11 protein-coding genes and 1 tRNA gene are annotated in these 13153 nt (G+C 64.2%); 6 read left to right on the forward strand and 6 right to left on the reverse strand.

Annotation, left to right across the window (positions count from 1 at the left end; all coding sequences use genetic code 11):
• Positions 1-61: 61 nt before the first annotated feature.
• Together recJ and AB4099_RS10250 are read left to right on the forward strand one after the other, a co-directional pair.
• The gene (recJ, locus tag AB4099_RS10245; protein WP_113516602.1) at positions 62-1864 is read left to right on the forward strand and encodes a single-stranded-DNA-specific exonuclease RecJ; all 1803 of its coding nucleotides are present in this window, start codon (positions 62-64) and stop codon (positions 1862-1864) included.
• Positions 1865-1995: 131 nt separating this feature from the next.
• Positions 1996-2070: transfer RNA gene (locus AB4099_RS10250), tRNA-Glu, on the forward strand.
• 112 nt (positions 2071-2182) lie between these two features.
• Here AB4099_RS10250 and AB4099_RS10255 read toward each other — a convergent pair.
• The 6 genes from AB4099_RS10255 to AB4099_RS10280 all read right to left on the reverse strand — a co-directional run bounded on the left by AB4099_RS10255 (position 2183) and on the right by AB4099_RS10280 (position 9062).
• Positions 2183-3388: an NAD-dependent formate dehydrogenase gene (locus AB4099_RS10255; protein WP_441477972.1), complete on the reverse strand. Its 1206-nt coding sequence runs from the start codon at positions 3386-3388 to the stop codon at positions 2183-2185.
• Between the two features lie 427 nt (positions 3389-3815).
• Positions 3816-4490: an RraA family protein gene (locus tag AB4099_RS10260; protein ID WP_441477973.1), complete on the reverse strand. Its 675-nt coding sequence runs from the start codon at positions 4488-4490 to the stop codon at positions 3816-3818.
• Between the two features lie 211 nt (positions 4491-4701).
• Positions 4702-6216: a tripartite tricarboxylate transporter permease gene (locus AB4099_RS10265; RefSeq protein ID WP_441477974.1), complete on the reverse strand. Its 1515-nt coding sequence runs from the start codon at positions 6214-6216 to the stop codon at positions 4702-4704.
• 3 nt (positions 6217-6219) lie between these two features.
• Positions 6220-6675, reverse strand: a complete 456-nt coding sequence (locus tag AB4099_RS10270) for a tripartite tricarboxylate transporter TctB family protein (protein WP_162768256.1) — start codon at positions 6673-6675, stop codon at positions 6220-6222.
• A 364-nt stretch (positions 6676-7039) separates the two neighbouring features.
• Complete coding sequence (locus AB4099_RS10275; RefSeq protein WP_113516607.1) at positions 7040-8008, reverse strand: Bug family tripartite tricarboxylate transporter substrate binding protein; 969 nt, start codon at positions 8006-8008, stop codon at positions 7040-7042.
• 49 nt (positions 8009-8057) lie between these two features.
• Positions 8058-9062: a hydroxyacid dehydrogenase gene (locus AB4099_RS10280; protein ID WP_441477975.1), complete on the reverse strand. Its 1005-nt coding sequence runs from the start codon at positions 9060-9062 to the stop codon at positions 8058-8060.
• Positions 9063-9206: 144 nt separating this feature from the next.
• On the opposite strand from AB4099_RS10280, the gene AB4099_RS10285 reads away from it, so the two are divergent.
• From AB4099_RS10285 to AB4099_RS10300, 4 genes are all read left to right on the forward strand, one after another.
• Complete coding sequence (locus AB4099_RS10285; protein WP_441477976.1) at positions 9207-10106, forward strand: LysR family transcriptional regulator; 900 nt, start codon at positions 9207-9209, stop codon at positions 10104-10106.
• A gap of 607 nt (positions 10107-10713) precedes the next feature.
• A complete protein-coding gene (locus AB4099_RS10290) occupies positions 10714-11883 on the forward strand; it encodes a DUF937 domain-containing protein (protein ID WP_441477977.1) in 1170 nt (389 codons plus the stop codon).
• A gap of 56 nt (positions 11884-11939) precedes the next feature.
• Positions 11940-12437, forward strand: a complete 498-nt coding sequence (locus AB4099_RS10295) for a hypothetical protein (RefSeq protein ID WP_441477978.1) — start codon at positions 11940-11942, stop codon at positions 12435-12437.
• A gap of 210 nt (positions 12438-12647) precedes the next feature.
• Positions 12648-13148 carry a hypothetical protein gene (locus tag AB4099_RS10300; protein ID WP_441477979.1) on the forward strand — a complete coding sequence of 167 codons (501 nt, stop codon included), beginning with the start codon at positions 12648-12650 and terminating at the stop codon, positions 13146-13148.
• The last annotated feature ends 5 nt before the right edge of the window (positions 13149-13153 follow it).

The raw sequence follows: 13153 nt of genomic DNA on the forward strand, positions 1-13153 counted from the left end.
CGGCGACAAGGCGGCCCGGACCAGGTTGACGAATGGCCCGGGCTGCGCGAACCCCTTGGGCATGAATCTGATTGCCCAGCGCCCTTTTCTCGGTGTCACCAGCTCGGCGCTCGGCCGCATCTGGCGTGACCGGCTCGATGCCGCCGGGCTCGGCCGTGCCGAGGCCCTCACGCAGATCGAAGGGCTCCCCGATATCGTGGCACGTGTGCTTGCCGGACGCGGTGTCGAAGCTGCCGATGCCATGCGCTATCTTGAGCCGAAACTGCGCGATCTCCTTCCCGATCCCTCGACCCTGGTCGGCATGGATGCGGCCGCTGCGCGCCTGGCAAGGGCGGTTGCAACACGAGAGGCCGTCGCGATCTTCGGCGACTATGACGTCGACGGCGCCTGTTCCTCCGCCCTGTTGGCGGGTTTCCTGCGCGATGCCGGCGCCCGGCCGCGGATTCACATTCCTGACCGGCTGATCGAGGGATACGGCCCCAACAGCGAAGCCATTCGCATGCTGGCCGCCGACGGGGCGACGCTGCTCGTCACGGTCGATTGCGGCACGACCAGCCATGAACCGCTGGCAGAGGCGCGCCGGCTCGGCCTGGATGTCGTCGTGCTCGACCATCACCAGGCGCCCGAACAGCTTCCGCAGGTCGAGGCGCTGGTGAACCCGAACCGGCAGGACGATCTCTCGGGGCTTGGCCACCTCTGCGCCGCAGGCGTCGTCTTCCTGACGCTGGTCGCGACCTCCCGCGAGCTACGCCGTCAGGGATTCTGGGCGCAGCGTGGCGCCGAGCCCGATCTGCTCGCCTCACTTGATCTCGTCGCGCTTGCGACCGTGGCCGATGTCGTGCCGCTCAAGGGGCTGAACCGCGCCTTCGTCCGGCAGGGCATCGCGATGTTGCGCGGCCGGACGCGGGCGGGCCTCGCGGCGCTGCTCGACGTCGCCGGGCTCGATGGCCCTGTCCAACCCTGGCATCTCGGCTTCCTGCTCGGGCCGCGCATCAATGCGGGCGGGCGCATCGGCGATGCCGGCCTTGGCGCGCGGCTGCTGATGACCGCCGACGAAATCGAAGCGCGCAGCATCGCGGCCGAACTCAACCGCCTGAATCAGGAGCGGCAGGAGATCGAGAAGCTCGCCGTCGAGGAGGCGGTGGCGCAGGCCGAGTTCGCCTTGACGAAGGCTGAGGATCTGCCGGTCCTGCTGGCGCGTTCGGCCGAGTGGCATCCCGGCATCGTCGGTCTCGTCGCGGCGCGCCTCAAGGAGCGTTTTCGTCGCCCGGCCTTTGCGCTGGCGCAGAACGGGGAGGGCGGCGCCACCGGCTCGGGGCGTTCGGTCGCCGGAGTCGATCTCGGCCGGGCCGTCAGACAGGCGGTCGACGCGGGCCTTGCTCTTAAGGGCGGTGGCCACGCCATGGCCGCCGGCGTCACGCTCGCCCCGGGGCAGGACGTGGCCTTCCACGCCTTTCTCGCCGAACGTCTCGCTCCGGAGGTGGCCCAGGCGCGCGAATCGGAATCGCTGCTGGTCGACGCCGCGATGAGCGCAGGCGGCGCCAATCCGCGTTTGCTGGCCGAGATCGAGAAGGCCGGTCCCTATGGCGCCGGATGTCCCGAACCCGTGTTCGTCTTTCCCTCGCACCGCCTGGTCGACGCCGTCGAGATCGGCACCGGCGGCCATGTCAGAATCAAGCTCCGCAGCGGCGATGGGGCCACGATCGGCGGTATCGCCTTCCGCATAGCGCAGGAGCCGCTTGGCCGTGCCCTGCTCGCGGCCCGCGGCGAGAGCGTGCATCTGGCCGCCAGCCTCACCCTCAACCGCTGGGGCGGCAAGGAAACCGTGGAAGTGCGGGTGATCGATCTTGCCCGGGTGGCATGACCGCAATTGGCCTGTGCATGACTGCGATCGGGCAGCGAGAATTTGCCAAACTCAGGCTTGCCCATCCGGGAATGTCGCACTATAGCTCGCCCCGCTTCCGATGGGTTGCAACGAATTGCAACCGAAGCCCTGCGGCCTTCGTCTATCGGTTAGGACACCAGCCTTTCACGCTGGGGAGACGGGTTCGACTCCCGTAGGCCGCGCCAAAGTTCTACTGCGAACATCCCTCGGATGCCGGAACGCAGCCACAAGCAGAACCTCGGAAGCCAGCGGCGGTCCGTCTCAGGTTTGCCGCTTGCGGAACAGATCCCGATTGGATCACGTCCTGGCCTTGAAGCGCTCCGCCTCTTCCGAACCGTGGGTGGCGTCGCCGGCGCTATAAGAATGCGCGCCAGCGCCGGCGAGCTTGCCGCCATCGACGATCAGATATTCCTCCCGGATCGGCCGGCCTTCGAACCAGCATTCCAGGATTTCGCGCGTGCCTGCGGCGTAGCGGGCCTGCGCGGAGAGCGAAGATCCCGAGATATGCGGCGTCATGCCGTGATGCGACATTGATCGCCAAGGATGGTCCCTGGGGGCCGGCTGCGGGAACCAGACATCCCCAGCATAGCCTCCGAGCTGCCCGCCCTCCAGAGCGCGGGCCACAGCGTCACGATTGCAGATCTTGCCGCGCGCCGTGTTCACCAGATAGGCGCCGCGTTTCATCCTGGCGATCATCGCCTCGTCGAAGAGATTCTCTGTCTCAGGATGCAGAGGTGCATTGATCGTGACCACATCGCAAATGCCAACCATGGATGCCGCGTCCGCGTGGAAGGTAACGCCAAGTTCCTGCTCGACCGCCAGCGGAAGACGGTGGCGGTCGGTGTAGTGCAGTTTGACGTCGAATGGCTTCAACCGGCGCAGCACGGCGCTGCCGATCCGGCCGGCACCGACGGTTCCGATCTGCATCCCCTCGACATCATAAGAGCGCGCGACGCAATCGGCGATGTTCCAGCCCCCACTGAGCACCCACTGATAGGAGGGGATGTAGTTTCGCACGAGCGCCAGGATCATCATGACCACATGCTCAGACACGCTGATCGAGTTGCAGTAGGTCACCTCGGCAACCGTTACACCACGATCCATCGCGGCTTGAAGATCGACATGGTCTGATCCAATGCCGGCCGTGATCGCAAGCTTCAGCTTGCTTGCCTTGGCTATGCGCTCTTCGGTCAGATAGGCCGGCCAGAAAGGCTGCGAGATCACGATTTCGGCGTCGGGGAGCTCGCGTTCGAAGACGCTGCCGGGACCGTCTTTGTCCGAGGTCACAACCAGGCTGTGCCCGGCGCTTTCGAGAAATTTCCTCAGGCCGAGTTCGCCCGACACGCTGCCGAGCAGAACCCCCGGTTCAAAGTCGATCGCCTTCGGCGTGGGAAGTGTCTGGCCGCCGGGATAGCGGTCGAGTTCCGGCAGACCGTCCCGCGCATATCCTGTCGGGTAACCGTCGGCTGGATCGTCATAGAGGACGCAAACGACCTTTGCCATTTTGTATCTTCCTTCGTTCGGCACGAAGAGGAAGACGCTTGATTGTCAATGCTGCCCGCCAAGACGACGATCAACTGCTCCTGGCGCTTCCTCGATCGGAAAGTTGCGGCCTAGTCGAAATAAGATGGAGAAGCCGGACATGGTTTCAAGACCGGCGGATAGTGGCCTGCCCCCTGAAAAGCGGTCCTCCTGAGGTATGGCCTTTGAGCCGACGGAGGACTGAAGAAATGGCCAGAATGAGAGACAGTGCTGAAGAGATCGTCGCTTCGCGACGATCTCTTCAGGTTTGCGCTTCCTCTTCGGTAAGATGGGCATCCTCCAAGGCTCAAAAGCCAGGGAAGCCCACTGGCACGAACTTTGGCATCCCCCAGGGCGGATGTGCCGACCGGGGGGATGAGGACGCGAGTGCGGCTTGCCCTTGTCGCTGTCAGGCTTCGATGGCACACCCCAGGCGGGCAAGAGTTGCATCGATCCAGCTCCGATCGTCCTTGCCCTCTCTGATCGCCAGCATCTTCCTTTCCTCCGCCTCGTGCTTCTTGCGCGCGGCTTCATAGATCGCGTCGGCGTGGTCGAAGGGCACACAGAGAATGCCGTCGTCATCGCCAATGACGAGATCGCCGGGTTCGATCACCATGCCCTCGATCGAGATCGGAACGTTGATCTCGCCGGGCCCGTCCTTGTAGGGGCCGCGATGGCTGATGCCCGCCGCGAAGATCGGCAGGTCGTTATCGCGGATCCAGGCGGCATCCCGCACGGCTCCGTGCAGCACGATGCCGGCGATGCCACGCGTCTGCGCATGGGCGATCATGAGTTCGCCGATCAGCGAGTTCGTGAGATCGCCACCGGCATCCACGACGACGACGTCACCGGGGTTGGCGATGTCGAGCGCCTTGTGGATCATCAGGTTGTCGCCGGGACGAGTCTTGACGGTGATGGCCGGCCCCGCCATGGCGCCGCCGCGATGAAGCGGCCGAAGCGCGGCGCCGCCCGCCGTCATCCGCGACATCGAATCGCTGACATTGGCCACCGGCAAGCCGCGAAAACGCGCGGCGAGGCTGCTATCGACCTGACGGCGACGCTTGAGAATCCGAAATCCGAGCATGAGCTATCCTTTGCTGTCTGCGCCAGCCAGCCGGGGTCGAGATGCATCCGTGGTGGCGCCGAGGGATTGCCCCGTTCGGGGCAATGACGGAGGGGGGCGGCTAGATCACGCTGCGTTTGGACGAAATCGTCAAAACCAGAAAACGTGATCGAACCCAATAGTTTAGAGCATGCTTGGCGCGAAAAACCGTTGCCGCTTTTCGCAGCACGCTCTATGTCGCGCTGGCCTCTTCGCGGTCGACGCGCTCCTTGCCCCGGCGGATCGCGGGCAGGACCATGCTGCCGAGAAGCAGTATCGTCACGATGAGGAAGCCGAGGCTGATCGGGCTGGTGAGGAAGACCGTGAAATCGCCTTGCGACAGGAGCAGAGCGCGACGGATGCTCTCTTCCATCAGGGGGCCGAGCACGAAGCCGAGCACCAGCGGCGCAGGCGGGCAGTCGAGCTTGGCCAGGATGTAGCCGAGCACACCGATCCCGGCACAGAGATAGACGTCGATCGCGCTCCCGTTGATGCTGTAATTGCCGACCGCGCAGAACATGATGATCGACGGGAAAAGCCAGCGATAGGGCACGCTCAGCAGCCGCACCCAGATTCCAACCAGCGGCAGGTTGAGCGCCACCAGCATGACGTTTCCAATGAACATGCTGGCGATGACGCCCCAGAACAGCTCCGGGTTGCGGGTCATGACCGTCGGTCCCGGCTGGACGCCGTTCATCACGAGCGCGCCGAGGATCAGCGCCATCGTCGCGCTTCCGGGAATTCCCAGCGTGAGCGTCGGAATGAAGGCCGTCTGGGCGGCGGCATTGTTGGCGGCCTCGGGAGCTGCGACGCCCTCGATCGCGCCCTTCCCGAAGCGCGAGGGGTCCCGGGCCAGCTTCTTCTCCAGCATATAGGCCGAGAAGGACGAGATCGATGGGCCGGTACCCGGCAGGATGCCGAAGAACGAACCGATCGCGGTCCCGCGCAGGGTCGGCAGGGTGATCGCCTTCAGATCGGACAGGCTTGGCATAAGTCCGGCGATATTCGCCTTGAAGATGCCGCGCTCTTCCTTTTGCTCCAGATTCATCATGACTTCCGACAACGCGAATATTCCGACCGCCAGAACCGTGAAGCCGATGCCGTCCGCAAGTTCGGGCAGGCCGAACGTGTATCGTTCCATGCCCGAGTTCACGTCGGTGCCGATAAGGCCGAGGAGCAAGCCCACGACGACCATGGCAAGCGCCTTGAGCATGTCGCCATGCGACAGCACCGATGCCGAAACGAGCCCCATCACCATCAGCGAAAAATACTCAGGCGCGCCGAACTGCAGCGCCCATCCCGCGAGCGGCGTACCGAGCAGGACGATCAGCAGCGTGCCGATGCAGCCGGCAACGAAGGACGAAATCGCAGCCGTGGCGAGAGCTGCCCCGGCGCGGCCGTTCCGCGCCATCTGGTAGCCGTCGAGACATGTCACGGCCGACGAGGTTTCACCCGGCAGGTTGACGAGGATGGCGGTGGTGGAGCCGCCATACTGGGCGCCATAATAGATGCCCGACAGCATGATCAGCGCCGAGACCGGGGGGAGCCCGAAGGTGATCGGCAGCAGCATCGAGATCGTGACCAGAGGCCCGACGCCCGGCAGCACGCCGATGAGCGTTCCGAGCGCGACTCCCAGAAGGCAATAGGCCAGGTTCTGGACCGTCATGGCGACGCCGAACCCGAGCGCGAAATGTTCGAGGATCTCCATGGCTCAGAAATTCCAGGCGAAGAGCGGGTAGGGCAGCTTCAGGCCCCAGATGAAGACGATCACAGCGAAGGTGCTCATCACCGCGGTCAGCACGAAGACTTCCCGGAGCCTGAACTCGTTGCCGGCATAGGCCGCGACCAGGAACATCAGCGCCAGCGCGGGCACGAACCCAAGGCGCTCGATCGTGAAGCCGAACAGCACCATGGCAAGGGTCAGTAGGAAGAGCGGAGCCCAGGACCATGGACCGGCGAGGTTTCCGCCCTGCCTCACCCCCTTGATCAGGATGGCGACGCCGAACGCGATCAGCAGGCCGCTCAGGATTTTTGGGAAATAGCCCGGCCCCATCCGCACCGTGCTGCCGAAGCGGTAATCGAGCGAGATATAGAGCGCGATCGAGCCCAGGCCCATGAACAGGAGCCCGGACAGGACATCCTTGTTTCTCATCACATCCGATTTCATCAGGATCTCCATGCTCCGGCATCGGGGTCGCAGCGAGCGGGCTTTCGGGGCCAGGCCCTGGCGCAAACCCGGCAGCCAAGGCCTCACTCCCGGATGGTCCCGGCCCTATATTCGCCGGGCGAGCCAATCCGAGGATCTTGGTCTGGCTGCAGAGTGTCACGGCAGTTCAGGCCCGACCTTCAGGGCCTCGCAATGGCTGCGTCACTGGGGCTGTTCGACCGCCGGCACGGAGCGCCGGACCGGCCGCGGATCGATGCCGCCGTGTGGCACCTTGCGGTTAGGCGCCCCGAGAGTGCAGGCCGGACCGGAAAGTCCGAGCGCAAGGCAATGGCCTCCGGGCGCCTCGCCAGCGGCCAGCCCGGCCCTAGTCGTCAGCCTTGACGTCGGCAGTCTTGATGACCGCGGTCCATTTCGGCACGTCCGATTTGATCAGGGCGGCGAACTCCTGGGCGGTGCCGCCGATCGCCTCGGCGCCAGCCATCCTGAGCTTCTCCTTGGTATCCGGCATCTGCAGGATCTTGTTGATCTCGGTGTTCAGGCGCGTGACGATCGCGTCGGGCGTACCGGCCGGAGCGGCCACGCCCCACCATGTCACGGCTTCTGAATCCTTGACGCCAAGCTCCTCGAAGGTCGGAACCTCCGGCAGGTCGGCGCTGCGGGCCTTCGCGAAGATCGCGAGCGGGCGCATCGTGCCTTCCTTGATATGGGCCATAGCGGAGGGCACGGAGGCGACATAAACGTCGACGCGGCCGCCGAGGAGATCGGGAACCGCTTGCCCTGTGCCCTTGTAGGGCACGTGAAGGAACTTCACCGCAGTCCGCTGCTGCAGCAATTCGCCGGCAAGATGTGAGCTGGTTCCGACGCCGGGCGTCGCGAACTTGATCGCGTTGGGCTTGTCCTTTGCCGTGCTCAGCAGATCCTTGACCGACTTGATCGGCGAATCCTTGGCGACGACCATCACCTGCGGCGCCGACGCGGTGAGCGCGATCGGGGTGAAATCCGCGATCGGGTCGTAGTTCGCCTTTCCGAGGATGGGGTTGATGACCATGTTGGCGTTCTGCGCCAGCACGATCGTATAACCGTCGGGCTTGGCCTTCCCGGCCAGGCCGAGGCCAACGCTGCCACCGCTGCCGGGCTTGTTCTCGGGCACCACCGTCCAGCCGGTCGTTTCGCTGAGCTTGGCCGCCACGACCCTGGCCACGACATCGGTCCCGCCGCCGGGCGGAAATGGCACGATCATCCGGATGGCCTTGTCCGGATAGTGCTGCGCATGCGCCACCGATGCCAGCGCCGATAATGCGAGCCCCGCGACGGCTTTGTAGGCAATCCTCATGTTCGTCTCCTCCCGGTTGTTTCTGTTTGCCCGGCTTTGTGCGCCAGGTTCATTCCGCAGCGAGCTCCGTCAGCCGTGCCAGGCTGCGAGCATCGGCCTCGTTGCCGTCCAGCACCGAAATGACGTGCTGGGCCGCGATTTCCGCCATCGCCATGGCCGAGCCCTGTGTCACGCCGGCGATATGCGGGGTTACGATCAGGTTGGGCAGCGTCCAGAGTGGGTTGTCCCTGGCTGGCGGCTCGAGCGTGAAACTGTCGAGACCGGCACCGGCAATCCTGCCCTCACGCAACGCCTCGCAGAGAGCCGGCTCACTGATCAGGCCGCCGCGCGCCGTGTTGACGACGAAGGATGTCGGCTTCATCAGGCCGAAACGCTCCTCATTGAGAAGATTTCGCGTCGCGTTCGTCAGCGGGCAATGCAGGCTGACGATGTCGGCTTCCGCGAGCAGGCTTTCCAGATCGCGATTGCCTCCGTTTCCGAACTCCGCGATTTCGCGCTGGGCATGGGGGTCGTGCATGATCACGGGCATGCCAAGCCCGGTGGCGATCCGGGCGACCTCCTGGCCGATCGCGCCGAAGCCGACGAGACCCATCACTGTGCTGGCGATGTCCCGCCCGAGAAAGCTGGGCTTCGGCCACTCGCCGCCCTTCACAGCCCGATCAAGACGGGGAATGTCCTTCAACAGCGTGAGCGACAGCGCGATCGTGTGTTCGGCGACGGCGCGTGAGTTTGAGCCCATGGCGCGAATGACGGGGATGTTCCGCGCTGCCGCGGCGTGAAGATCGATATTGTCGACGCCGACACCGTGCTTGGCGATGACCCGGAGCTTAGACGACGCGGCGATGATTGCGTCATCGACGCGGCCCTGCCGGACGATCAAGGCATCGACCTGCAGCTCGGCAACCTTCTGCGCCACGAGATCGGGCGCCGCATAGGCAGGCGAGAAGAAGACATCGACGTCATGGGCGTTGAGAAGCTGGATGGCGCCCTCGGCCAACCGGTCATGCGTGACAAGCACGCGTCTGCCACGCGTGGCGACACGGGTATCGATCATCAGTGCGTTTCCTCGTGGCGCTTTCTCTACCCCGGTGATGCCAGATGCAGCGCCTTCCCCAACACTATTGACCGTTGGGCAGTCACTCGTATGCTGAAATAATGACATATATCGATGATCTTTTGGCATGAAACACCCGATCGCATGAAACACCCGATCGACGGCGTCGAGGCGTTCATCCAGATCGCCGAGCTCGGCAGCTTCAACAAGGCGGCGGAGAAGCTGCATGTCACTCAGACCGGGCTGACGCGCCGCATCCAACGGCTCGAGAGCCATGTCGGTCTGAAATTGCTGGACCGGACGACACGCACAGTCGCGCTGACGAGCATCGGCCGGGAGTTCCTGCCGGAGGCCAAGCGCATGGTCGACGAGGTCGGCCGATCCTTCGATCGGCTGAAGACGATTTCGCGTTTTTCGACCGGCGACATCGCGATCGCCTCGGTGCCGTCGCTGATGTATCGGCGCCTGCCGCGCATCCTGCGGACCTATGCCGCGCAGCATCCGCATAACCGCGTCGAGATCCTCGACCGGACCAGCATCCTGGTCATCGAAGCCGTGCGCCGACGCCAGGCAGAGTTTGGCCTGCATGTGCAGCCGCCGAACCAGCCGGACCTCCATAACGAGGTCCTGGTTCGCGATCCCTTCGTCGCCTACTGCCGGACCGACCACCCGCTCGCCGGGAAAGCGGCCATAGCCTGGGCGGAACTCGCGGATTTCGACCTGATCACGCTCGGCGGCAGCAGCGGCAACAGGTTGCTCATGGAGGCCCAACTCGCCCGCTCGGGCATCGAGGTCAGGACCAAGTTTGTCGTCGAGTATTTCTCGAGCGCGATCGGGCTGGCATCCGAAGGTCTTGGCGTGGCGATCCTCGTGGCCTCGATCGTCGAGAACCTGCGCCCGGACCTCACCCAGATCCCGCTGGTGGCCCCCGTCATCGACCGGCCGGTCTCCGTGATCCGGCGGTATGGGGAAACGCTGACCCCGGCGGCACAGGCTCTCTACAGCCTGATCGCGCGAGACCTTGGCCCTCTCGGGGGAGCGTGAGGGGAACGCCGTTGGTGCGGCGCTCACTCCGGTCAGTCTTTCCGACGACCGAAGGGGAGGCTCCGCCGTGAGGGCTGGCACCGCGGTTGCCGCCGCATCCCACATGGCTTGCTCAAGTGAAGGCGCATTGCACGAGTTCCGGAACGAAACCAGAGGTGATGCGCTCATGAACCCTGGGGCAACTCGCACTGCCGATGACCAAACGGCCAGCTGCAAACCGATGGCGTGCAAGCAGGTCTTCTGAATTGCGGCCCAGCCGACAAGGGTGTAATCTCAGCGAGCGCTGATACTGCAGCGCAGTTGCCGTTCCGCGCGCCTGTTGCCGATCGGAATGACGCGCGAATGATATTTGTGCCGTAAGTTCTCATCAGAGAAAAGATTGCCCTCATTCAGTCATTACATTGCTGCCGAACTGCTCACCTGGGACCAGGCCTATCGCCTTTCTCGGGGCGATGTTCATTCATCGGCCCCCATTGCGATTCCATACTTCGATTGAGCCAGAATTACGAAGCCAAATTGAAGTTATTCTCTAATAAATAAAGATATAACCTGCAGAGATTTCTCGTATTGGCGTGTTCATGCGCCGATTTCAGCGGAGTAACCCGCCATGAGTGTCAATCTCGTATCAGTCATCATGCAGTTCCTGTCACCTGATCTGATGTCCAAACTGGCTGCATCATTGGGCGTCGACCAGTCTTCGGTCGGCAAAGCGACCAATGCCGCTGTCCCCGGACTCTTGGCGACGCTTGCAGGTGTCGTGTCCACGCCGGAGGGATCACGCAAATTGTTCGACACGGTTTCCCAGCAGCAGCCGGGAATGCTTGACAGTCTCGCCAGCATGATCGGCGGCTCTGGCCAGAAGACAGTCGCCGATAGCGGTATGAACATGCTCTCTTCGCTCCTCGGCGGCTCGGCGATGTCCGGGCTTGCCGGCGCAATCTCGAAATTCGCGGGCCTCGGAGGCGGGGCGAGCTCCTCGCTGCTTGGCCTTTTGACACCGGTCGTAATGGGAGCGCTGGGTCAACAGAAGTCGGCGGCGGGATTGGATGCCTCAGGCCTCGCCCAGATGTTGACGTCGCAGAAGGCGAATATCTCGGCTGCCTTGCCCTCAGGCTTTGCTGACATGCTTGGCAAAGCTGGCCTGCTCGGCGCGATCGGCAGTGGCGCGAGCACTGTCGCGAACACTGCAAGATCGACAGCTAACACGACCGGCGTCATCGCCGATCGTGCAACTGCGCAGGCGAGAACCGGTGGGATGCCGGGATGGCTGACATGGGCCTTGCCGATCATTGCTGTGCTTGCGGTTGGCTGGTGGTTCTTCGGGCGCCATGCGCCTGTCGTCGTTGAACAGCCCAGACCTGTGGCAACTCAGCCGACCCAGCCGGCACAAACCGCAATTGGGCAGGCAGGCGCCGTGGCAACGCAAGCGATGCAGTCCCTGCAGAACGTGACTGCGGGCGGCGTGAACGTGGGGACCGAAGTTCAATCGGCGATTGATGGGCTCGCGAGCACGCTCAAGGGCGTAACGGATGCGGCCTCGGCGAAGGCGGCCTTGCCCAAGCTGCAGGGGGCGGCAGCCCAACTCGACAAGGTCAACGGCGTGGTCAGTCAGCTACCTGCCAGCAGCCGCTCCGCGCTGATGGCCTTGATCGGTGCCGTCAGGCCGTCGCTGGAGGAGTTGTTCACCAAGGTGCTGGCGATCCCTGGCGTGGCCGAAATCGCCAAGCCGACGCTCGATGGCGTGCGGGCAAACCTCGATGCCCTGGCGCGGGCCTAGCACGCAGATACGGCGTTCGTGATGTCTCGACCGAGCGCCAAGCGCAGGAGGCCCCGATGGCGATCAAGGCGAACTTTGGAGCAGACGAATGGAAATTGATCCTGGGCAGTCCGCTACTGGCCGGCATGGCGGTCACGCTTGCCGAGCCCAGCGGGCTGTGGGGCATGTTCAAGGAGAGTTTCGCCAGTGGGCGTGCGCTTCTGAGCGCCAAGAGCGACGCGGACGCAGGCGAGCTTGCAAGAGCCATCGTCGCGGACATGGAGAGCTCGGAAGGGCGAGGTGAGGCGCGCGAGTCGCTTCGCGCCGAACTGGCCGGAAAAACCCCGGCGGATGCCAAGCAGAGTATTCTGGCAATGCTGACGCGCGTGGCAGAGCTCGTCGACGCCAAGGCCCCGACCGAAGCTCCTGCATTCAAGGCATGGCTCTCGCATGTGGCGGAGACAGTGGCCGAAGCCTCGAGCGAAGGTGGTTTCATGGGATTTGGTGGAACCCAGGTCAGTGCAGCGGAGAGAGCGACCCTGACGGATGTGTCCACGGCGCTGCGCGCCGCTTGAGTGAGACACGTCACGCAAGCGCAGGCGTGAATGAGATACGAGATTGATTGAGTTGCCGGGGAGCGCTGCACAGCGGCGCAGCCCATGAGCCCTTCGAAGGGCGGGAGAGTTGGTCTGGGTGCAATCCGGCCCGCGGCGCGATGAGGCGAAACCGTCGTCGCAGACTTTGGGTGAACAGGGCCCAGACGATCAGTTCGCGAGGATCGGCCTATGAAACTTGCGCGAAGCTGTGGGCTGCTCATCATTGGTGTGACCAGCTTCCTTGTGGTCCCCCCCGCCCAATCCGCCGGTCTCCTGGATGACCTGGCGCGCGCGCTGTTCGGGCAACCTCAGCCGCCCCCGCAAGTCTATTTGGTCCCACCCACGCCGCTGAGCGTGACCGTCCGCCCCAAGCGGCGGCAGCAGCCGCGCAAGCTCGTGGCGTCCAAGCCGACGGCGCCGGTGGTCAAACTCGATCCGGCAGCGGATCCATACTGGTATCTGGAGGACCCGACCTTGCGGCGCGGCGATATCGTCGTGACCCATGCGGATGTGCTGGTCTTCGAGGGCCGCGCTGGCCAGAGCCATAGCGCCAGCGATTTCACGGCTCTCAATCGATCGCGGCTCGTGTCGAAGGCGACGCAGCAACGGGTTGGCGCGGCGACCAGCGGCCACACGTCCGTGCCGCCGGCGGGCGTTCAAACGATGGCGGCTCGCGACCCGGCGAACTGATCCGC

This window comes from Allobosea sp. 2KB_26 (genome assembly GCF_052115715.1).
GTDB lineage: Bacteria > Pseudomonadota > Alphaproteobacteria > Rhizobiales > Beijerinckiaceae > Allobosea.

What these genes read in the sequence shown, in the direction of transcription:
- recJ (WP_113516602.1), top strand. Translation starts at nt 62, where the DNA reads ATGAATCTGATTGCCCAGCGCCCTTTTCTCGGTGTCACCAGCTCGGCG.
- AB4099_RS10255 (WP_441477972.1), bottom strand. Translation starts at nt 3,388, where the DNA reads ATGGCAAAGGTCGTTTGCGTCCTCTATGACGATCCAGCCGACGGTTAC.
- AB4099_RS10260 (WP_441477973.1), bottom strand. Translation starts at nt 4,490, where the DNA reads ATGCTCGGATTTCGGATTCTCAAGCGTCGCCGTCAGGTCGATAGCAGC.
- AB4099_RS10265 (WP_441477974.1), bottom strand. Translation starts at nt 6,216, where the DNA reads ATGGAGATCCTCGAACATTTCGCGCTCGGGTTCGGCGTCGCCATGACG.
- AB4099_RS10270 (WP_162768256.1), bottom strand. Translation starts at nt 6,675, where the DNA reads ATGAAATCGGATGTGATGAGAAACAAGGATGTCCTGTCCGGGCTCCTG.
- AB4099_RS10275 (WP_113516607.1), bottom strand. Translation starts at nt 8,008, where the DNA reads ATGAGGATTGCCTACAAAGCCGTCGCGGGGCTCGCATTATCGGCGCTG.
- AB4099_RS10280 (WP_441477975.1), bottom strand. Translation starts at nt 9,062, where the DNA reads ATGATCGATACCCGTGTCGCCACGCGTGGCAGACGCGTGCTTGTCACG.
- AB4099_RS10285 (WP_441477976.1), top strand. Translation starts at nt 9,207, where the DNA reads ATGAAACACCCGATCGACGGCGTCGAGGCGTTCATCCAGATCGCCGAG.
- AB4099_RS10290 (WP_441477977.1), top strand. Translation starts at nt 10,714, where the DNA reads ATGAGTGTCAATCTCGTATCAGTCATCATGCAGTTCCTGTCACCTGAT.
- AB4099_RS10295 (WP_441477978.1), top strand. Translation starts at nt 11,940, where the DNA reads ATGGCGATCAAGGCGAACTTTGGAGCAGACGAATGGAAATTGATCCTG.
- AB4099_RS10300 (WP_441477979.1), top strand. Translation starts at nt 12,648, where the DNA reads ATGAAACTTGCGCGAAGCTGTGGGCTGCTCATCATTGGTGTGACCAGC.